The sequence below is a fragment of the Endozoicomonas sp. Z74 genome, from assembly GCF_057680865.1.
Genome location: NZ_JBLYZI010000009.1, coordinates 37,697 through 59,035, shown reverse-complemented (window position 1 = coordinate 59,035; position 21,339 = coordinate 37,697). Strand labels below are relative to the sequence as shown.

General features: G+C 51.0%; 19 protein-coding genes. 2 read left to right on the top strand and 17 right to left on the bottom strand.

Features of this window, described 5'->3' with window-relative positions:
- Positions 1-49: 49 nt before the first annotated feature.
- From ACNRUY_RS04385 to ACNRUY_RS04335, 11 genes are all read right to left on the bottom strand, one after another.
- Positions 50-1,657 carry a carboxyl transferase domain-containing protein gene (locus tag ACNRUY_RS04385; protein WP_488110428.1) on the bottom strand — a complete coding sequence of 536 codons (1,608 nt, stop codon included), beginning with the start codon at positions 1,655-1,657 and terminating at the stop codon, positions 50-52.
- A gap of 10 nt (positions 1,658-1,667) precedes the next feature.
- Entirely contained in the window at positions 1,668-2,837 is a 1,170-nt protein-coding gene (locus ACNRUY_RS04380) for an isovaleryl-CoA dehydrogenase (RefSeq protein ID WP_488110427.1), read from the bottom strand.
- Between the two features lie 83 nt (positions 2,838-2,920).
- A complete protein-coding gene (locus ACNRUY_RS04375) occupies positions 2,921-3,295 on the bottom strand; it encodes a MerR family transcriptional regulator (protein ID WP_488110426.1) in 375 nt (124 codons plus the stop codon).
- Between the two features lie 136 nt (positions 3,296-3,431).
- Positions 3,432-4,175, bottom strand: coding sequence for a fimbria/pilus periplasmic chaperone (locus ACNRUY_RS04370; protein WP_488110425.1), 744 nt, complete (start codon positions 4,173-4,175; stop codon positions 3,432-3,434).
- A gap of 88 nt (positions 4,176-4,263) precedes the next feature.
- Complete coding sequence (locus ACNRUY_RS04365; protein WP_488110424.1) at positions 4,264-6,648, bottom strand: fimbria/pilus outer membrane usher protein; 2,385 nt, start codon at positions 6,646-6,648, stop codon at positions 4,264-4,266.
- An 83-nt stretch (positions 6,649-6,731) separates the two neighbouring features.
- Positions 6,732-7,670 (bottom strand): hypothetical protein, encoded by a 939-nt coding sequence (locus ACNRUY_RS04360; RefSeq protein ID WP_488110423.1) that lies wholly within the window; start codon positions 7,668-7,670, stop codon positions 6,732-6,734.
- 49 nt (positions 7,671-7,719) lie between these two features.
- The gene (locus ACNRUY_RS04355) at positions 7,720-8,325 is read right to left on the bottom strand and encodes a fimbrial protein (protein ID WP_488110422.1); all 606 of its coding nucleotides are present in this window, start codon (positions 8,323-8,325) and stop codon (positions 7,720-7,722) included.
- 412 nt (positions 8,326-8,737) lie between these two features.
- Positions 8,738-10,243, bottom strand: a complete 1,506-nt coding sequence (locus ACNRUY_RS04350; protein ID WP_488110421.1) for a CoA-acylating methylmalonate-semialdehyde dehydrogenase — start codon at positions 10,241-10,243, stop codon at positions 8,738-8,740.
- Between the two features lie 256 nt (positions 10,244-10,499).
- Positions 10,500-11,096, bottom strand: a complete 597-nt coding sequence (locus tag ACNRUY_RS04345) for a TetR/AcrR family transcriptional regulator (protein ID WP_488110420.1) — start codon at positions 11,094-11,096, stop codon at positions 10,500-10,502.
- A gap of 78 nt (positions 11,097-11,174) precedes the next feature.
- A complete protein-coding gene (locus ACNRUY_RS04340) occupies positions 11,175-12,794 on the bottom strand; it encodes a hypothetical protein (protein ID WP_488110419.1) in 1,620 nt (539 codons plus the stop codon).
- An 81-nt stretch (positions 12,795-12,875) separates the two neighbouring features.
- A complete protein-coding gene (locus ACNRUY_RS04335; protein WP_488110418.1) occupies positions 12,876-13,736 on the bottom strand; it encodes a bifunctional transcriptional activator/DNA repair enzyme AdaA in 861 nt (286 codons plus the stop codon).
- A gap of 26 nt (positions 13,737-13,762) precedes the next feature.
- Here ACNRUY_RS04335 and ACNRUY_RS04330 point away from each other — a divergent pair, with 26 nt between their 5' ends.
- Positions 13,763-14,179: a YkgJ family cysteine cluster protein gene (locus ACNRUY_RS04330; protein WP_488110417.1), complete on the top strand. Its 417-nt coding sequence runs from the start codon at positions 13,763-13,765 to the stop codon at positions 14,177-14,179.
- A gap of 25 nt (positions 14,180-14,204) precedes the next feature.
- Here the strand turns inward: ACNRUY_RS04330 and ACNRUY_RS04325 are convergent, their stop codons facing one another.
- The 4 genes from ACNRUY_RS04325 to ACNRUY_RS04310 all read right to left on the bottom strand — a co-directional run bounded on the left by ACNRUY_RS04325 (position 14,205) and on the right by ACNRUY_RS04310 (position 17,977).
- Positions 14,205-14,798 carry a hypothetical protein gene (locus ACNRUY_RS04325; protein ID WP_488110416.1) on the bottom strand — a complete coding sequence of 198 codons (594 nt, stop codon included), beginning with the start codon at positions 14,796-14,798 and terminating at the stop codon, positions 14,205-14,207.
- A 125-nt stretch (positions 14,799-14,923) separates the two neighbouring features.
- The gene (locus ACNRUY_RS04320; protein WP_488110415.1) at positions 14,924-16,105 is read right to left on the bottom strand and encodes a pyridoxal-phosphate-dependent aminotransferase family protein; all 1,182 of its coding nucleotides are present in this window, start codon (positions 16,103-16,105) and stop codon (positions 14,924-14,926) included.
- Between the two features lie 334 nt (positions 16,106-16,439).
- Complete coding sequence (locus ACNRUY_RS04315) at positions 16,440-16,922, bottom strand: MaoC family dehydratase (RefSeq protein ID WP_488110414.1); 483 nt, start codon at positions 16,920-16,922, stop codon at positions 16,440-16,442.
- Positions 16,923-17,044: 122 nt separating this feature from the next.
- Positions 17,045-17,977 carry a lysophospholipase gene (locus ACNRUY_RS04310; protein WP_488110413.1) on the bottom strand — a complete coding sequence of 311 codons (933 nt, stop codon included), beginning with the start codon at positions 17,975-17,977 and terminating at the stop codon, positions 17,045-17,047.
- Positions 17,978-18,417: 440 nt separating this feature from the next.
- Between ACNRUY_RS04310 and ACNRUY_RS04305 the strand changes: the two genes are divergently transcribed.
- On the top strand, positions 18,418-20,097 hold the full coding sequence (locus ACNRUY_RS04305) for an AMP-binding protein (RefSeq protein ID WP_488110412.1): 1,680 nt from the start codon (positions 18,418-18,420) through the stop codon (positions 20,095-20,097).
- Positions 20,098-20,134: 37 nt separating this feature from the next.
- On the opposite strand, the gene ACNRUY_RS04300 is transcribed toward ACNRUY_RS04305, so the two are convergent.
- The gene (locus ACNRUY_RS04300; RefSeq protein ID WP_488110411.1) at positions 20,135-20,551 is read right to left on the bottom strand and encodes a hypothetical protein; all 417 of its coding nucleotides are present in this window, start codon (positions 20,549-20,551) and stop codon (positions 20,135-20,137) included.
- 118 nt (positions 20,552-20,669) lie between these two features.
- Positions 20,670-21,296, bottom strand: coding sequence for a LysE family translocator (locus ACNRUY_RS04295; protein ID WP_488110410.1), 627 nt, complete (start codon positions 21,294-21,296; stop codon positions 20,670-20,672).
- Positions 21,297-21,339: the final 43 nt, after the last annotated feature.

The window sequence follows — 21,339 nt, the reverse complement described above, 5'->3', positions numbered from 1 at the left end:
TTGTTCGGTTGTCGTGAATCGGTCGCTCTGAACATGAAAACGAAAGGGGTTACATTCTGAAGACCCCAAAGCGACTCTCTTCTATCGGGGCATTCATTGAGGCTGACAGGCTGAGCCCCAGAATCGTCCGGGTCTGGGCCGGGTCAATCACTCCATCATCCCAGAGTCGTGCGCTGGCATAGATCGGGTTGCCCTGATGTTCGTAGGTTTCCAGAATTGGGGCTCGTATGCCGTGCTCTTCCTGGTCTGAAAGTGTCAGGTTCTGTCGCTCTGCCGCTTCCCGTTTCACCTGAACCAGCACATTGGCGGCCTGTTCTGCCCCCATTACTGAGATACGGGCATTGGGCCAGCTCCAGAGAAACCGGGGATCATAGGCCCGGCCACACATCCCGTAGTTACCGGCCCCGAAGCTGCCGCCGATAATCACCGTGAATTTAGGTACCCTGGCGCAGGCGACGGCGTTCACCATTTTGGCGCCGTGTTTGGCAATCCCGCTAGCCTCTGATTTGGAGCCCACCATGTAGCCGGTGGTGTTCTGGAGAAACACCAGTGGTATTCGGCGCTGGCAACACAGCTCGATAAAATGGGCCCCCTTCTGGGCTGATTCGGAAAACAGAACCCCGTTGTTGGCCAGTATGCCCACGGGATAGCCGTGAATCCGGGCGAACCCACAGACCAGCGTCTCCCCATAAAGCGCCTTGAACTCATCAAAATCGGAGCCATCAATGATGCGGGAGATCACTTCGCGTACATCGTAGGGTTGACGCAGATCGGTGGGAACAATGCCGTATAACTCTGCACTGTCGTAGAGGGGGGGAACCGGTTCCCGGATATCAACATCGGGATTTTTAATCCGGTTTAATCGGGAGACCGATTGACGGATCAGGGAGAGAGCATGGGCATCGTCTTCGGCATAATGATCCGCTACTCCCGATACCCGGCAATGAATATCAGCCCCTCCCAGAGCTTCTGCGCTGATTTCTTCCCCGGTTGCCGCTTTCACCAGGGGGGGGCCGGCCAGAAAAATGGTGCCCTGGTTTTTCACGATAATGCTTTCATCGGCCATGGCAGGGACATAGGCGCCGCCAGCCGTGCAGGAGCCCATAACCGCCGCTATCTGGGCTATTCCCTGGGCAGACAGGTTGGCCTGGTTGAAGAAGATGCGCCCGAAATGTTCCCGGTCCGGAAACACTTCATCCTGTCGGGGCAGGTTGGCACCGCCCGAGTCCACCAGATAAACGCAGGGCAGCCGGTTCTGCTCGGCAATGGCCTGTGCGCGAAGGTGTTTTTTCACCGTGAGAGGGTAATAGCTGCCGCCTTTAACGGTGGCATCATTGGCTACGATCATGCATTCCTGCCCGCTGATCTGTCCAATACCTGCGATCACACCGGCACAGGGAACGGTTTCGTTATAGACCTCTTCAGCAGCGAACTGGCCGATCTCCAGAAAAGGGGAGCCCGGATCCAGCAGCATGGCAATGCGATCCCGGGGGAGCAGTTTTCCTTTGTCCGTATGTTTTTGCCGGGCCTTTTGTGAGCCTCCGGACTTTATTCGTTCGGATCGTTTGTTCAGCCGGTCGACCAGAGCTTTCATCTTACGCCGATTGTCGTTGAACTCCGGGCTGTCTACCGATACCTGCGTGGTAAGTGCAACCATGTTCAGTCTCCTAGGGCCGGGTTTCCTCAAACAGCTCCCTGCCAATCAACATTCTGCGGATTTCAGAAGTACCGGCACCGATTTCATAGAGTTTGGCGTCCCTGAGCAGGCGACCGGTGGGGTAATCATTGATATAGCCATTGCCCCCCAGGATCTGTATGGCGTCCAGGGCCAGAGCGGTGGCTTTTTCGGCGCAGTAAAGAATCACTCCGGCAGCGTCTTTGCGGGTGGTCTCACCCCGGTCACAGGCGGCAGCTACCGTGTACAGGTAGGCCTTGCAGGCGTTCATCTGGCTGTACATGTCAGCGATTTTTCCCTGAATCAGCTGGAACTCGCCAATGGACTGACCAAACTGCCTGCGGTCGTGAATATAAGGCAGCACCACATCCATGCAGGCCTGCATGATTCCGGTGGGACCTCCGGAGAGAACCACCCGCTCGTAGTCCAGCCCGCTCATCAAAACCCCCACGCCGCCGTTAAGTTCTCCCAGAATGTTCTCTTCAGGAACTTCGCAGTTCTCAAACACCAGCTCACAGGTGTTGGAACCCCGCATCCCCAGTTTGTCCAGCTTCTGGGCCCTGGAAAAGCCGGGGAAGTCCTTTTCCACGATAAAGGCGGTGATGCCCCGGGATTTCTTTTCCGGCTCTGTTTTGGCGTAGATGACATAGGTGCTGGCATCAGGCCCATTGGTAATCCACATTTTGTTGCCGTTGAGAAGGTATCGGTCACCCTTTTTTTCTGCCCGCAGTTTCATGCTCACCACGTCAGAGCCTGCGCCAGGCTCACTCATGGCCAGGGCGCCCACCTGGTGACCGCTGATCAGCTCTGGCAGGTATTTTTCTTTCTGGGCTGTGGTACCCATCCGGTATATCTGGTTGACGCAGAGGTTGGAATGGGCTCCGTAGCTCAGCCCCACTGACGCTGAGGCCCTGCTGATCTCCTCCATGGCAACAACATGGGCCAGATAGCCCATTGATGAGCCACCCAGTGACTCATCAACGGTGATGCCAAGCAGCCCCATATCCCCCATTTTTTTCCACAGATCCATGGGGAAGGCATTGCTCTGGTCAATGTCATGTGCTCTAGGGGCAATCTCTTTCTGGGCAAACTGGCGGGTCTGGTCCCTGAGCATGTTATGGGTTTCGCCAAGGTTAAAATTAAGGCCTGCCTGGAAGTTCATTGGGCGTCCTCTGTTTTTGTTTTTTTCTATTCTGAAAGTACTGTTTTTATTCGGCTCAAGGCCGTTTATGCGCTCAAGGCCGTTTAGTTTTGCAGAGCGGCAATACACCGTTTTCGGGCTTCCTCAAGCTCCTGTTTCATGGCCTGGATATCCTGCAGCTGTTGATCAATGCGCTCGCTGGATTTTTCTATAGTGCTGAGCATGGTCTTCAGCTGTCGCTTGTTTCGGCTTTCAGGATCATAGAGCTCAATCAGCTCTCTTGATTCAGCGAGACTGAAACCCAGTCGTTTTCCCCGGATGATCAGTTTCAGGCGAACATAATCACTTTTGTTATAGATGCGCTTCTGCCCTTTTCTAACGGGGCTCAATAGCCCCAGGTCTTCGTAAAACCGGATAGCTCTGGGAGTAATATTGAACTCCCGGGAGAGTTCTGAAATGGTAAAGGCCTGTTCCGTCATATTCTCCCTCCCTGGCGTTAACAGAAGCCGGTTATCGGCTGAGAATAAAATCAGTATAAGTGACCTTTACGTAAACGTAAACTTGTTGGCAGGCCCTATTCTATTCGCTTCATGGAAAGCGTTTGAGCAGGACCTTCTATTGAAGGCTTCTCTGTTGTGGACTGGAGCGATTTGTATGGGGTTCAGGAGGACCTGGTTTACCGGGGGTAACGGGCAGTTGTTGACTGTGGGTGGCACCAAAATCATCAATGTATTTAATGGTTATGTGGCGGGTGGCTGCCGGGCTGGAAAGGGTCACCTCCGAGTAGGGGGCAAAAGTGCCCAGCCGGTCATGATCATTGAGCTTTTTTTGTTGATCATTGATGACCTCAACGATGGCGAAATAAAAAGGCGTTGTGTTTTTGAACCGGATGTCTTTGCCATCCTGAGTCACCTGAATCTTTTTTTCAGCCTCTTTTCTTTCCGGCAGTTTTTCGGGCCGGTACAACACTTTGATTTTTGTGGTCTGAGCCAGAATAAGCTGGGCAGTCTGGCTGGTCGATTTTGGCGGGATCTCCTGGACGCTGAGGGTATAAAGCAACTCCTGGGTAATGGCCTGTGGAGAATCAGTGGCCATCAGCCGTAAGACGATGCGATTGTCTGCCGCTATTTTGAACACCGATGGTGTGATAGCGATCAGAGGTCCTGGAAGTTCTGCTTCTTTTTCAATCCAGGCCTGACCCGCATACATTGCGGAATGCCGGTTATAGATGGTAATAGGGGCCGCCGGTCTGGATTCGTTGTAGATAATGCGGGTCTGGCTCAGAACAAAGGATGCCCCGACGGGGAAGGACGCTGTGAGCCATACAATGGCTAACCCGGCAATGGAATAAATGGTCATGCTATGCCCCTGGGGTGGTGGAGACAGACGAGGGTTGAGCCTCTCTTATATAGACAAGAACACCATAGGCGGCGAGTACGGGTAGCTATTAATCAGAAGTCTCACATACCATCTGACCCAGATTGATCAGTTTTGATGAGTCGATGTTGAGTGTTCTGATGGCCGGGAAACAGGCCTTTTTCATATAAACCAGCGTATGGCTCTTCTCATTCTCTTTGGCTTTTTTAGAGGTTTTCAGACTAAGCAGAACATAGCCGTCCATCCCCACGTAAAATCCGTTGCCATTTAGTTGAACGATGCTGCCCAGGGGCAGGGGAGTGCCTTGTTTATCCACCAGCCTGACAATCATCTGGACCACATGCTCCAGCCTGAATTCTGCCAGCGTCAGGCTTCCCTTTGAGGGCATCAGCTTGAGTGAGGGGTGATCAACCTGAACGTTAATAGGAAGCTGCTCCTGGTTAAGGGTGACCTGTTGCTGACCATAATCACTTCTTGCGTGAATCACTGTATAGCCAGAGGGCTTAACCGCTTGCCCATTGACGGTGATGCCGGGATGCGGTTCAACCTTGACCAGAGTCCTTGTTTCACTGCTGTTTCCTGTCAGATAGAAATTGTCCAGGGTGGTGATCACTCCACCGGTTATTGAGCCTGTCATACTGGAGCTGTGCTCAGAAGTGTAGCCGGAGCTGGTCAGGTTAAATGATGGAGTATGGTGAGACAAAGAGGCCTGTCCTGTAAGGGTATTATTGCTCCGTCTGGAAAGAGTGGTCTGGAAGCTGGTCTGTGAGTCAATGTTTCCGGCTAAACCTGTCTCCAGCAGGCCGTTACCGCCCTGATGGGCAAACCGTGTGTAAATGTTGTTGGCCCAGTAGGCATCGATTGGCAGGCTGATTCTCAGGGAAAGGCTCTGGTCCACGCTCTGGTTCAAGTGGCTTCTTTCCTGAATCTGCCGGGAAAAACTGATGTTAAAGTGAGCGGGACCCACTTTTCCCGAGTATCCAAGGTACCAGACTTCAGAGTGCACCCCTGGGCACCAGCTACTGGTCTGGCCATAATTCACTGAGAACTGGCTGCTGAACCAGGGGGCTCTGATGCCTGCGCCGATATTCCACCGGAGTTTATCACCGGGCCGGTGCTTTTGATGGTGTCGACTGTTTTCCATAAACTCTTGAAACGAATAGTAGCTCCCTGATGGATCATGAAAAGCATCAGCCCTGAGGTCGAAGTGATTGCTTAATGCATACAGGTATTGGAGCATCAGGCTGTGGCCTGCAACTGAATGCCCGGTGTGATATTGGCTTCGAGAGTGGGAAATGGCAGCGGAAAGTGCGCCTGCTTTTCCGGCAGAGAAGGCTGAGCCGAGGGTAAGTGTGTGGTAGTTTTCAGAAAACGTCGTGGTAAGAAAGGGGGTTCCCAGATTGAAGCCATATCGCAGGTAGCCACTGGCGAAAGTATCACCAAGGTCGTCAAACCGGTAACGGTATCTGCCCAGGCTCAGGTCATAATCCAGGGTTCCCGGCGTCAGCATGCCATTAATACTGGTGTTGTTAAAGTAAAATCGGCTTTGTGTTCCATCCGCTTCATTAATCACTACCTCAAGAATGCCGTTGCCAAGACCGGTGATATCGGATATTTCAAATTCTCCTGCAGCAACCACTTTTGAGGTCAGCAGGCTGTTGCCTGCGTACACTTCAACCAGGGCATTGGTTTTAGCAAAGCCATGGATAACCGGAGAATAATCGCGCTGGTATTTATTTAACAGGTATTTTTGTCTTCTGAGAGAGATGCCCGAGAATGGAAAATCATCCACCATGGGGTTGAGGGTGTGATAATCACCAAAGTAAACTTCACTGTTCAGGCTGTACACTGGGAAATAGGCCCAAAGTGTCTGCAGCTCAAAGCGGTGACTGGGTTGCCAGGACTGCCGGCTTCGTATTTTCAGGCGGTCGAGATTAACGCCTGCTGTTGAGAAACCGGAAATGCTGTCTTTGGAAGCGCTATGGCGACTGTAATGAACGCCCGATAGCGTATAGTTGAACAGAAGGTGGTTTAAGCCTTCGTCGAAGCTCCTGGTTTTCTGACTGCTTTCATGGGAAGGTGCCAGGTGAATGGTTTCAACCCAGAGTGTGATTGTGGACCGGCTGTGGTTCAGCTCAGGAGTGATAAATTGATGATCGTTCCTTCTACTGGCAATACAAGGGTCAAAGTTTCTTGAAGCCTTGGTAAAGCAGTGCTGAAGTGTCTGTTCCAGCTCGTTGCTGAGGCAGAGTTTTCCTGACTGAACCCGGTACAGGTGTTCTCCCAGAAAACGATCATTCAGCCAGCTTTTCAATAGGTAAGATTCACCCTCAATTAAGTTGAACTCATTCAGGGAGGAGAGTATTTCTTTCAGCTTTTCTTTATTGGTCGTATTTTGGATAACACCAAGTTCAAAATCATCTGATGCGGAAAGTGCTGAGGTTATGCCCACCACTATGAATATTGGAATCCATTGTAAAGAAAAATAGAGGGGCATAGAGGTATTTTGATTTTTCAGATTTTCTCTCGCGCTATTGCCTACTGATAAAAAACTTCAAAGGGAACAATAAAGCGAAAATGACCGTGTTTTGTTACGTTGTGTGCTTTTGAGTCAATAATGGCTTCGTAATTGATTTGTTGAAATCCTGATTTCAATGTTTCATCTTCAGGTGTGTCAAACACAATAGGTCGTCCATTTCGTTGAATGGCTAATGTCAGGTTTGTTTTGTCAGAAAATAGTGTGGTCTGGTTTCTTTTATGATGATTTCGACTGAAAAAAGTAATCGATGCCCTTGAGTTTTCTGTATTACATTCCATATCCAGAGAAAAAGGGCGGGTGTTAGGAAGCTCAAAAACAGAAATAGTACCAAAGCTTATCTGTTTGAAACGGGTAATTAAGTGACAGGTGGTTGCAGAAGCCTCTATTGAAAATAGCTGGTTGACTTGATGTGCCGTTGAGGTTTTTATCAGAGTGTTGTTTATTAGAGTCGCTATTTTCACAGGTACGGGATCCGGGAAAGAGATCAACTGTTTTCCCGATTTGCTATTTCCATACTGGGTGATTTCCAGCTGCTGCCCTGAATAGGTGCCAACACGCTGTAGGCACGGTGCTTCTGGTCTGCAGTCTAAATTGAATTCACCGATTTTCAGCGCGTTTTTGTCCTGGCCAATCGTTTGGGGAGGGCCTCGAAAAGCAAAATTGGAAGAGTTTGTCTTCCATAAATTATTTCCAAGGTAATGGCGCCCGCTGTCAATATAGATAATAATGGATACCGGACGTATTTCCCTATTAAAGTGGCATTCATATTCCAAGTTAGGGTTGATAAGGCCAATAACGGTTCCATCTGGGGTATAGTTACCGGTCGAGATGGTCTTATGATAGCGAAGTTCAAGGTTATATATGTTGCACTCGTGGGCTGCTGAGTACTTTCCAAGCGCTGGAGAAAGAAGTATAAGAATTTTTAGTCGATGTATCATACTTCGTCCTGATATTTTCAGGGTGCTTTTGGCCATAAAAAGAGGTTATCTATTTATAATAAATGCTGTAATTGGCAACTATCCTGAAATCTCCGGCATTAACTGTGCTCTCGGTTGCAACTAAACTGGATTTAATCTTTATCTTGTTGCCATCCAGATTAGTGGGCCATACTTTTACAGCACTAGTTCCAATTATACTTGTCCCATCTGAGAGCGTAAGGTTGACGCCAACGTTTGTTGCGCTGGAATGGTCTATTAGAGTATTGGCGAAAGACGTATGTTTTGTACCACTTATGCTGATTGAGGGAGTGTGGTTGGTGCTGTCAATGCAGCTGCACACCAAACGTATTTCTTGTTCTGTATCAGCAATCTTTTCTCCTGGTACAATCGGTTTCTCCTCAGTAGAAGATGGGATGGGAATATCAGGGTAGGATATGGTTGCTACTTCTCCCGTTATTACTTTTCCTCCAACTTCTACAGAAAAGTCGCAGGTAGGCGCAAGGACTTTACCGGAAAACACAAGTTCTCCCGAATGGGTATCGTCAGGTGCGTCGTGGATGTCTGAAATTGCATATAATTCTGCTGCTCCAATGCCAAGGGCTGTAGCGATAATAACAACAATCAGTTTATTAACAGTTAATCTAATCGGTTTCATTTTAATCGCCTCCAGCAGTAAACAGAAGCCGTATTGTTTATCTGCTCTTTCAATTGCTCAGGAGAGGATACAGATGAAAATACTGGAACTGGCACGAAACAAATTCAATCTTGCTCCTTAGAACACCTCCTTCCACCGCTGGCTAATGAGAGGTTGAGCTTGTACTTAGGGGTAGTTTTTTTTGTAATCGCTTCTCTCTCCCTAATCTGAATTGATACAAGAGATTATATACCCTGAAGTGGAGTCAGGTGTTTTTTTTTGCGGGCATGTTTAACCTGTATATGGCATAAAGTCGCTATAAAAGGCTATCAATCCATCGTCTTGTAATATGTGGTTTCAGGGGGAGTTTACAAAAGTGACTTTCTAGGGCTGGGAAGGGCAGGTGGTCAGGCCTGCCCTGTTCCGCAAAAGGCTACTTGAGGTTGATGGTCAGGTTAGGCAGGTCACTGTGTTGAAAGGCTTCTTCATCGTAGTTCCAGCGGGAAGTGACGGTTTTGGTTTCAGTGTAGAAGCGGACTGCCTGTTTCCCGTAGGCATGCAGGTCTCCCATAAACGAGCCTTTCCAACCGGTGAAGGAGAAGAACGGCAGGGGCACTGGGATAGGAATATTGATACCCACCTGTCCCACTTCTATTTCCCGTTGATATTTCCGGGCTGCGGCACCGGAGCCGGTGAAAATAGAGGTGCCATTGCCATAGGGGCTGGCATTAATCAGCTCAATGGCTTCTGCAAGAGTGTCGACGGTGATGCAGCACAGCACCGGGCCGAAAATTTCTTCCTGGTAGATGGCCATATCCGTGGTGACGTCGGTGAACAGGGTTGGACCGACCCAGTTGCCATCGGGTAACCCTTCTACGGTGCAGTCACTGCCGTCCAGAAGACAGGTGGCGCCTTCTTCCTTGCCCCTGGAGATCAGGCCAAGGATCCGCTCTTTGGCAGGTGCCGAAATAACGGGACCATAACCGGCTTTCGGATCATCCCAGGCACCGGGGTTCACTCCTTCAAGCTGATCTTTCAGCTCATTGATCCACTGTTTGCTCTCACCCACAAAGACAGCGACGCTGATGGCCATGCAGCGTTGACCTGCGGCGCCCACAGAAGCTCCGACGAGGCCATTCAGTACCCGGTCTTTATCGGCATCCGGCATGATCACCATGTGGTTCTTGGCTCCTGCCATGCACTGGGCCCGTTTCATGTTTTCTGTGGCGGTTTTGTAGATGTATTTGCCCACAGGAACCGAGCCAACAAACGACACAGCTTTGGTGTCCGGATGATTCAGCAGATAGTCCACCTGCTCTTTACCACCATGAACAATCTGCAGAACCCCTTTGGGAGCACCGGCTTCAACAAACAGTTCGATCAGGCGCATAACGGTGAGTGGCACCTGTTCAGAAGGCTTGAGAATGAAGGTATTACCCGCGGCAATGGCCAATGGGTACATCCACAGGGGAATCATGGCCGGGAAGTTGAAGGGGCTGATACCCACACAGACCCCAAGCGGCTGGGTATAGCTGTAGGTGTCAATATTGTTGGCAACATTCTCGACGGTTTCCCCCATCATGGAGGACGGGATGTTGGCAGCCTGTTCCACCACCTCTATGCCACGCCATACATCGCCCTTGGCATCTGCAAAGGTTTTGCCTGTATCCCGGGAAACCAGCTCTCCCAGAGCATCATGGTGCTCTTTCAGCAGGGCGGTGTAGCGCATCATCAGGCGGGCTCTGTCAGAAACCGGGACATTGCGCCATGTCTTGAAAGCGGCCTTGGCACTTTCTACGGCTTTTTCCATCTCCGCTTCTGTGGTGAATGGCAGCTCGGCAAGCAGTTCCTGGCTGGCCGGGTTGGTTACCGGGATGGATTGGGAGCCGGCACTCTCAATGAACTCACCGTCAATGAACAGAGGAATTTTCTTTGGCATTGGACTACCTGTCTTTTGTTGTTTTTTTGTGCGTTGTTCTTTGCGTTTTTCTTTTGCTGCTACTGGTCAGGTGGACGCCCGTATGCTAGCACAGCAATGCTAAAGGTTTCGAGCAACGATCTGCACCCCACCTCGACTTCTTATACCCGTTTTTCCGGGCGGAATTACAGAAAATTAATGAGAGGTTACTATTGTTCAGCCAAAGATGTTGTTCGACTGTTGTTTGGTGGTTGTAAATAACGAAAATATGTGTAAGTCAGTGGTTATTCCTGTCTTGCGGTTTTTCCTGAGTGACCAGCCCCAGTGAAAGCATCAGCTGCTTTCCTGTCAATGAGTCACTGAGGGTGTTGGTCCCAAGAGCAACTCGTGTGACAGCCGTGTGCATGGCTGCTCCCATGAGCATGAGAGAAGTCAGTTCAGGTACCACTGTAGAAGGAATCCGGTTCTGGGCCTGGTATTCTGCCAGCTTTTTGGTAAGAAGTTGCCTTGGTTTGAAAAAGCCGCTGGCCTGGTCATTGGAAAAACGAAGGGAGTTGCCTGTCAGGGAGGGGGCTGTGATGGGGAGGACTTTCTCAAAATAGGCGACGGCGGAAGTGAAAATGGACAGCAGCCACTGATCGAAAGGAGCATTATTGTCAGAAATCCTGTCAACCAGGATTCCCTGTTCCGGGATGGCCTCGCTGATCAGGGCCTGGAGCAGGCCTGCCTTGTCGCCAAAATTATTGAAAAGACTGGCCTCGGTAACGCCTGCCTGAGTGGCAACAGCCCGGGTAGTCAGGCCCAGAGCGCCGTCTTTTTCCAGCAGAACCCTGGCGGCTTCCAGTATCCGGTTCCGTACTCGGGGTCTTCCCATCCGGGTGGTTTTCCTTATGCCTTGTTATTTCGCCAGAAGTCTGTTGTTAGAGACTTCTGGTGGCGGTTGATAATGTCACTAAAGTGCGCCCTTCTCAAGAGAGGTTGCGGACTGGTTGTGCTGGGCACTTAACCGGTTTTCAACTTCGTCCCAGACGGCAATGATCCCTTTCAGCGTGCCTATATAGGCTGTTCCATCGCCTCCAATGGTAATGGGCGCCCAGTTGTTGTCAAACTCCATACCCGATCCAGTACGAATTTTAAACCGGGTTTTCCCGGTACGGGCATCCAGTGCCATCAGAAACCAGGCAACGTCTTCTGTATCAGGCTGTTGCTCAAAAGTGTAGAAATACACCAGCCCATTGTCAGCGGACAGCTTGGGAACCACGGAAGGGGCTTTTTCATCAGAAGTCCAGACGATATCGCACCCCGACTCATCCTGGCGAATATCAATACGGCTGATGCCTCCTGTCACCTGGCCCCAGTGTTTCTGTTCAATGGCATTGTGGTAGCCATGGTTATTTTCAATGATGATGGAACGTCCCCAACCCACCATGGAGTTGTCTGTTGCTGAGGCACCCCTGGCAAACAGTGGGACAGAGCAGATCAGACGGTTGCCGTTAAAGGTGGGTTCGCGCCGGTATACCAGAAGGTTTATACGTTCATCGGCGTTATCGGTGACGGTCAGGTAACGCTTTCCCAGCAGCGTGGGCGTTGTGCCTGAGCCCTGGTTGATTGAGCCGACTTTCTTTTTCGAGCCACGGTCGTAAGATTCACGCCAGAGCACTCTGGGGGTGCCGTCTTTATCAGCGGCCATGGCATAAGTGGCATGGTCAGAGACGATATAGGCCGCCTGGTTATCCATGGCAAGGCCATTCTGGATCTCCTCGCCTTCAATATGCAGGCTGCGGACAGTGTCATTTGCGGGGTTCAGGGTTCCAACCCGGCCAAAACGGGTGACCCACCAGATCAGCCCTGAATGGTCAGGCAGTACTGCTGTAATCGGATCACACTCCCCTTGCGGGAACCAGTTGTTCCAGTTCATACAGTCATTGGGGGCTACTTCTCTCAGATCCCATTGGCGATCTAGATAGAACTCCCACTCATTGTCGTTATTCTTGCGATGGGCCAGACGGATAATCCGCTGTTGGCTGTCGGCCAGAACAACACGATCCTTGTTGTCCAGATAGTAGTAAGCGCCTCCGGAAGTGTCAGTCATGATAATGGAGGGATCGAGTTTGATCAGAGCCTGAAAGGTGGTAGGGCGATTAGGCAGTTTGTATCTGGCCAGAAGTTCCAGGGAGCGTGGTTGCAACAGGTGCATTTCGAATCCGGCCAGTGAGGCGCAGAGAGCGACCAGGCGGCCTTCGGTGGTGAACGTTACCGTGGAGCACATCCCTCCCGGCATTTTTGATCCGTTTCTGCTCAGGATTTTGGGGGTTACTCCCATGGGACCCGCTTCCTGGTGGACATCTGAGTTATACCCACCGCCATGGGTTGCACTTTTCCCTGGCGCTGCCATGAATGGGTGATTCTCTAACGAAATGGCCAGTGGGCGAGCTGTTGCTGGCTGGCCAATAAAGGCCGGGATGTTCAGTGCACCGCTTTTGAGAGGCTCCGGCTCCATTGAAGGGGTGCATCCAGTGAGCAAAAGGATGGCTGACATTTTCAATAACAGGAGGATGATAAGGCGTGGCATGAAAGCTCCCTGAGAACGCTTGTTGTTTTATTTATAGCGCTACTATAAATAAAAGGTGCCTCTATGCCAAGCGTGGTTTTTTCAGAGGCTGTCAGGGTTACCCGTTTGCCACTGCTCACAGGCTTCCAGGGCCAGTAACGCCGTTTTTCTCTCCTGCCCCCAGCGGTATTGTCCGAATTCACCGCTTTCACGGATCACCCGGTGGCAGGGGATAAGTACTGCGATCTGATTTCTGGCAATGGCACTGCCCGCGGCTCTTGAGGCTTTTGGCTGTCCGGCCAGTCTTGCCAGGTCTCCGTAGGAAGCCACCGCTCCTGCAGGAATGGTGAGCAGTGCTTCCCATACCTTTACTTGGAAGTTGGTGCCTTTCAGCAGCAGGTTCAGGGGTTGAGTAGAAGGTGTCAACTGTGTCAAATGCCGGGCCAGAGGCTGAATATGGGCATCGCTTCTGAACAGTTGTGCCAGGGGCCACTCCTGATGCAGGTAGCGTTCTGCTTTCACTTCCTCACCGGCTTGAATAAAGTGAAGGTGGCAGATGCCTCTTTCCGTGGTGGCAGCGATCATTCTGCCTAGAGGGGTCTCTGCAAAACCGTATTGAATTTCAAGCCCCTTTCCCTGCTGTTTGATTTCTCCGGGTGTCATTGCTTCGCAGCAGACCATCAGGTCGTGCAGTCTTCCGGGGCTGGACAGCCCTGCAGAAAGGGCTGCATCCAGGACGCTTCTGGACTGGGTAAGCCACTTTTTAGCATGCTCTTTGGTCAGCACCTGCATAAAACGTTTGGGCGTAATACCTGCCCACTGGGCAAACAGGCGCTGGGTATGGAACGGGCTCAGGTGAAGGTGTTGTGACAGTTGCTCAAGGGAGGGTTGAGCTTTCTGATGATCCTGCAGGTAGCGGATGGCCCTGGCTACGGTTTCATAGTGCTGCTGATGGTCTGGCATCGCTGTTGTTTACCCGGAAGATTGGTATGGCTGTCATTATTCTGTGGTTGCCAGATGGATATTTCCACCCGGTTCTTGCTTTTGCCGCTGCTCCATCACGGCAACTCCCACTGGTCAGGGAAATGGGGGGATTTAGAATAACGGCCTTTTTCAGAAACTGTTTTGGGAGTCAGTGGGTGGAATGTCGTCTGGGTTGTGGAGCTTGCTGCATTGCTCCTTCTATTTCAACACCTATTCCGGGCATGCCTGAGGGTAAAGCGGCAGGAGTCCGCTGTGTTCAACTGGATGATGATAACCTTTGCCGACTTTTTGGCCACTCATCACGGCCAGAGGTTTGTGAGCGTTTTAAACCGGACAGCGCGATATGTGGTGATACTGACGGTCTGGCCATGATCCATTTGAAGGAGCTGGAATTGCTGACGGGGCCTTCAAGAAGGCTTTGATCCATTGCCTTAAGGCTAAGTCATGTTATAAAGCCTGGTCGCCGAGTCTGGGGTATGGGTCTTTATCTGAGCTGACCTCAGAATCTTTATTGCGGAGAATAATCAGTTTTTTGATTATGTGGGCTTCTTGCTCATTTCCCTGCCCATGGGAGGGGTCTGAATTTTCCGGGTTTTCTGTCAATAAGGATTCAGTTCTGATGGCGGTAAAATAGCTCCTGCTTATAGAAGGGTTTATGAGACTGTCAAATGCCCCGTTGGCTGTACCCAGAATGATGACTTCATGGATATGGTCGTGGCTGAGGCCTGCTTCATGGGTATCGTTATAGTGTGCTGGTGGTAGAGATATTGCGTGTTCTTGCTCTTCTGTTGTCCAGACTGGGGATGAATAACTCCATGGTCTGAATGAAGAACCACCGGGTTCAGCAAGGTTGATGGTTACTAAGGCTGTCAGTTCTTGTTGGTGTTGGGCTGTGGCCAGGAGGGGAAGGACTGGTGCATTCTGAGCTTCTTCACAAAGTCCTTCTTGAGTGTGGTTAGGCCTGATGCAGTTCATCTCATGTGCCGAGGCGGCCAAGAAAAAGAAAATGGCTGGTATGAAGAGAAGGTTGTGCAGTTTCAATGGCTATTTGCTCACTCAACAAAATGATTCGTGAATTATAGACATTTCAGTTGAATCAACCGCCTGGATTGGGAAGAAATAAGGAAAAGCCCCTTTTGACGTCGAGGCTATAACGTTTATGGGGTTTAAACTGAATAGGTGTTTGCAGCCGCTTTCACGGCTTCACCGGGTTTAAATGAGTGCCCCTGATTCAACAGGGCGGATTCCAGTGCTGACAGGCAGTTAAGGACATTGCTTTTACTGGCTCCGTAACCCATCAGGCCAATACGCCAGACCTTCCCGGCAAATTCTCCCAGACCGGCTCCGATTTCCAGGTTGTAGTCCGCCAGAAGCTGATTGCGCACGGCAGCATCGTCAACGCCTTCCGGTACGATAACCGTGTTCAGTTGAGTCAGCCGTTCTGACTCTGGTACCAGCATTTCCAGTCCCATGGCCCCAAGGCCTGCGACCAGCGCCTTATGGTGCTGCTGGTGGCGTTGCCAGCTGTTTTCAAGACCTTCTTCCTGAAGCAGGCAAAGGGATTCGTGCAGGGCATACAGCTGGTTGACAGGGGCGGTATGGTGGTAAGCCCTTTTGCCTTCCCCTCCCCAATAGCCCATGACCAGATTCATATCCAGAAACCAGCTTTTAACCGGTGTTGTCCTGGCTTTTATCTTTTCAATGGCGGCTTCGCTGAAACTGACGGGAGACAACCCCGGTACACAGGACAGACATTTCTGTGAGCCGGAGTAAACGGCATCAATGCCCCATTCATCTAGACGCAGCTCTGAACCAGCCAGTGAGGTTACGGTGTCCACCAGGGTAAGACAGTCGTATTTTCTGGCCAGTTCGCACAGGGTTCTGGCATCTGAACGGGCTCCGGTTGAGGTTTCGGCATGGACAAATGCCAGTATCCGGGCATCAGGGTGACGCTTTAATGCCGACTCTACGGCTTCGGGGTCCACTGCCCGTCCCCAGGCCGACTCAACAAGGATGGCTGTCCCTCCCAGACGCTCGACATTTTGTTGCATCCGCCCGCCAAACACGCCGTTGATGCAGACAATGACTTTGTCTCCCTCTTCGACCAGGTTTGTGAAACAGGCTTCCATGCCCGCAGAGCCAGGGGCAGAAACGGGCAGGGTGAGTCGGTTGCCGGTTTGGAAAGCGTATTGAAGCAGCGTCTTGAGTTCATCCATCATTCTTATGAACTCAGGATCCAGGTGACCAATGGTTGGGCGTGCCAGAGCTTCAGAGATCCTGGGATGAACGTCGGAAGGACCCGGTCCCATCAGGCTTCTTTTTGGAGGGTGAAAGGGTGTAATCGTCATGTTGTACCGTCTTTTTTATCATCGTTGACTGGGCTCTGGCTCCTGATCCTGAATGATGGCCTGCCATCAGGTGGAAGCAAACCCTCTGAAGGAGAGCCCGGGAACATCGGGAAAAGGGGGATGACCATGGCTGTTGACCTTTGTCAAAACAATGCAAAGGTTTTCAAGAGCCGATACCATTTCACAGAAAAATGGTTAAAACAGCAACTGTTTCGTGATTGAAGGGGGAGCTGGCTTCTGGCATCCAAACCACTATGCGCGGAAAATGCCGCTCAAAGCGTACCCTGAAAATAGCGGTATTTTCAGGGTAAAAGAATGCCCGTCAGAAAGAGGGTTATCCGGCGCTTTTTAATTCCACTTCCGGCAGGGGGTATTCATCTACGATGACTTTACCGGAGGATGGCATGATCTCCGCCTTGCCTTTAACGACGGTTTTACCGTCCTGATTAACGACATTGGTTGAAACCGTTGCCCGTTTGCGTTTCTCGTTGATATCCAGCACTTCCAGCTCAACCGTTACGGTGTCGCCCACTTTCACCGGGCGCATGAATTTCAGTTCCTGGCCCAGGTAGATGCCTCCGGGACCAGGCAGTCGGGTGGCCAGTGCGCAGGAGATTAATGATGCCGTCCACATTCCATGAGCAATGCGACCTTCAAACTGGGTGGTAGCGGCAAATGCTTCATCCAGGTGTACAGGATTAGTGTCACCGGATACCTTGGCAAACAGCAGAAGGTCTTCTTCAGTCAACGTTCGGGAGAGGCTGTCCTTTGCGCCAACGGTCAGCTCTTCAAAAGGGATGTTTTCCAGTTTACGCATAATGCATTGCTCAGTTGTTGGAAAAGAGTTGTTGGAGATGAAAGTCCATTAGGGGCTGCATCAGGCAGAGGCAGCCAGGGCTGTAGCTGCTGACGGCCTTAGCCTGCCTGAGTGCTTCCGGGCTAAGAGTGTATATGATTTTCCAGCCACTGTATCAGCTGCTCAAACACTTGCTTACGATTTGTTTCATTAAATAACTCATGGCGGGCCCCGGGGTAGAGCATCAGGCTGACATCCCGGTTTCCTGAGGCTTTAAGAGCTTCAGTCAGTTTAAGGAGCCCGCGGGGGGCGCTGACCGGGTCTTGATCTCCCCCCATCACCTGTATTGGCAGGTTGTTGTCTATGTGGGAGAGAGCCGTGGGTGAGCAGATCGAGGTCAGTCCCTCAAAAATGTCGGCCCAGAGCCGGTTGGTGCACCGAAAGCCACACAAAGGGTCGTTGGCGTAGGCATCTACTGCTTCAGGGTCTCTGCTCAGCCAGTCAAATTCGGTTCGATTGGGTTTGAACCTTCGGTTATAGCCACCGAAAGTCAGCTCATGAATCAGTGGGCTGGTGCCTGTTTTTCCCTGTCGACGGATTTCGATACTGGCAACCAGCCTGGCCAGGGCCAGTAATGGGCGTGCTACATAGTTCGATCCTGAAAGAATGGCTCCCTTTATAGCAGGCTGGTTTTCCATCAGATAAGCCTGAAGAATGTAGCTGCCCATGCTGTGGCCAAGCAGGAAGCAGGGCATTCCCGGGTTATCGGACAAAACAGAATCCACTGCAGCTTTCTGATCATTGACCACTGTCTTCCACCCGGCCTTGTCAGTGAAGTGGCCTTTGACAGGGCTTTCTCCGTGGCCACGGTGGTCATGGGCATAGACCTTGAACCCTTCAGCGTTAAATTGTCTCGCCAGTTGCTGGTAACGGCCCCCATACTCTGCCATACCATGACTGATGTGGATCACTGCTCTTGCCGGTTTTTCCGGGAACCAGGCATGAAGGGGGATCCTGTGTACAGGGGATGACGGGGTGAGACTTTCGAGGTGAAGGGTCTGGTCGGCGTAAGACATAGCGCTTTTCTGAACACGTTTGTTGATGGTTGATTATTGTGTTGAGCGGGTTGTTCGGTGGACAGTCCGCTGGATAGAGTGGTTGTACGGTATTTTCCGCAAGTCGTCTATCAGCCACGTCGGAAAACTGGTAGTCTGGCAAATTTTTAATGCGATAAAACAGCATCTTACCAGATCTTTCAGTGACGTATTTTCAATACAGGATGCCCGCTGCTTAATAGTTAAGACAGTGAAAGAAAAAGATTTTGCACCATCCTCACCCATGAATAACGGGGAAGCAAAATGTTTTTCACGGCAACTGCCTGTAGCGAAAAATGACTGAGTCTGGATGCATGGCAGCTCACCTCCCAGAGGGTGGTGTATGGCAAGACAAGGTTGAACAGTTTGCTATCCCGTTTTTATTCAATTCAGCTTCATCAAGGATGCAGGAGGCTTGTGTCATGACTACCGGTTTCTGGAAAGACAAGTACCCGGAAGGGATTCCTGCCACCATTGATATGGGGCAGTACCGGTCCATCATTGATGTTCTGGAGTACAGCACCCGCAAGTTTGCCCACCGGCCTGCATTCAGCAATATGGGGCACGAACTCAGTTATGAACGCCTTTATGAACTGAGTGGCCAGTTCTGCAGTTACCTCCAGCACCATACGGATCTTCGTCCTGGTGATCGGATAGCGATCATGCTGCCCAATGTCATGCAGTTTCCGGTGGTGGTGTTTGGGGCCCTGCGTGCCGGCTTGATTGTAGTGAATACTAACCCGCTGTACACCGAACGGGAAATGGAACACCAGTTCAAGGATTCCGGAGCAAAAGGTCTGGTGGTGCTGGCCAATATGGCTCACATGGCTGAAAAGGTCCTGCCCAAGACTGCCATCCGGCATGTGGTGGTCACTGAAGTGGGGGATATGTTTCCAGTGGTCAAGCGGTTGCTGGTGAATGCCGTGGTAAAGCATGTCAAGAAAATGGTTCCCGCTTATACGGTGCCGTCTGCCGTTGGTTTTACCCGGGCCATGAGGCTGGGTGCGCAGCGGCACTGCACGGACATTCGTCGTGAAAATGATGATGTCGCCATTCTCCAGTACACTGGAGGAACGACGGGTGTCGCTAAAGGTGCGATGCTGACCCATCGTAATATTCTCAGCAACATGTTCCAGATCAAGGCGCTGGTGGGAGGTAATCTTCAGGAAGGAAGAGAGCTGCTGATCGCTCCTTTGCCACTATACCATATTTTTGCCTTCACAGTGCATTGCATGGTGGCGGTGCTGCTGGGGGAGCACAATATGCTGATCACCAACCCCCGGGACATGAAGTCGTTTATCCGGGACTTAACCGGTAAGCCGTTCAGCATGTTTATCGGCCTGAATACGTTGTTTGTGGGGCTGATGAAGCAGGAGGCGTTTCGCCGGCTGGACTTTTCCTATCTCAAAAACACCATATCCGGTGGCATGGCATTGCAGCTGGATACGGCGGAGCGCTGGGAAAACCTCACCGGAAGTCGTATCTGTGAAGGCTATGGCATGACCGAAACCTCTCCGGTGGTGACCATTAACCCACTGGATAAGATCAAACTGGGCACGATCGGGTTGCCGGTGCCTTCCTGTGAACTCAAGGTGGTTGACGGGGAAGATAACGATCTGCCCATTGGTGAAACCGGTGAGCTGTGTATCAAAGGCCCACAGGTTATGAAAGGGTACTGGCAGAGTGAGCAGGCCACAGAAGAGGCGATGCTGGACGGCTGGTTGAGAACTGGAGATATAGCCCGCATTGATGACGAAGGATATGTGACCATTGTCGACCGTAAGAAAGACATGGTCTGTATCTCAGGCTTTAATGTATACCCCAATGAGCTGGAAGAAGTGCTGGCCACTCACCCCGATGTGTTGCAGTGTGCGGTGATTGGCGTACCTGATAAGCGCACGGGAGAGGCGATCAAAGTATTTGTAGTGCCCGGTAATCCGGATCTGACCCGGGAGGAAGTGATCCGGTTTTTCCGGCAGAACCTGACAGCCTACAAAGTACCGAAGCTGGTAGAGTTTCGGGAAGAGTTGCCCACCACGAATGTCGGGAAAATCCTCCGTCGGAAATTACGAGAGGAAGAGCTGAAAAAGCAGGAGCCATGATTCATGGCTCCTGGCCAGGGTGCGTTGCCGTGTGAACCTATTGGCACTGGAAGGTCATGGTATAGGTGTAGCCCTTGCCGAGGGCGCTGTCTGTTACCTGTCCACCTGCTGCAGCTACCCCGCCGGCTTGCCGAGTACTGTCATGGTCGCTGAATACCCAGGTAGCGCTGCCAATTCCTTTCATGATTTTGGAGGCGGTTTTGGCGGTGTTGTAATTGGCTTCGCTCATGTTGCCCTGGTATTTGTGATCTTCACTGATGATGTACGCGGTTTGCTTGCTTTCAGCGCAAAAGTGATCTGCCTGGGCTTTGGCATCCCGATAGCCGGACGATTTGTCCTCAGTGCCAATGGCAATAGAATGAATGCCAGAGCTGCTGGGTCTGACATCTTTATGGTGTGGTCCTGAGCAGGCTGCAAGTAAGGTTATAGTGGGTATTATAATCCGTTTTTTCATAAGCCCTCCGCTGGCGTTATTGTTCCCGGTTCTTGTTTGAGTTTTTGGGTATTGGTTTTAAATATAGAGTAAGTATTTCTTTTGTATGACTTACTTTTTAGCCGGGGACTGTCCTTGCTCATTTATTCGTTGCCAGGTAGGTGCCCGCGGCAATCATTATACCACCGGCTCCCAGGTTCAGCTTCCTCTGGGCGCTTGGTGTTTTCAAAATTTTCCCCAAACGACCGGCTCCTATTGCAGTTATTATCAGCCCCGACATTAAGGCGACAATGCTTAATGCTTCTGCCAAAGCGATATCCCGGGCATTGAGAAGCGTTAAATCCATAAATGTTGGTAAAAACGAAATGTAAAACAGGATGACTTTGGGATTCGAGGCGGAGATCAGAAAGCCCTGGATGAAGCCAGTCAAGTGAGACGGGGCTTTCGACATGCAGTCATGCTCTTTTGTCCCCGCCGCTTCTGGTAATGCCTTGATCATCTTGTAGCCGAGATAGATCAGATAAATTGCACCGGTGTATCGAATCACGACAAACAGAGCTGCCCAGTTTGCGGCAATTGCAGCCAGGCCTAAACAGGCCAGCAGCAGATAGATCGCATCACTGGCGACCATTCCTGCGGACAGGGGGATGCAAGGCCTTACTCCTGACACCATTGCACGTGCAACGATCGCAAATATACCGGGCCCCGGTGTTACGCTGAATATCAGCATCGCTATAAAAAAAGTAGCCGCACTTTCAATGGACATGGCTGAGCCTCAAGTTATATGCGTTACTGAAAAGTAACAATAA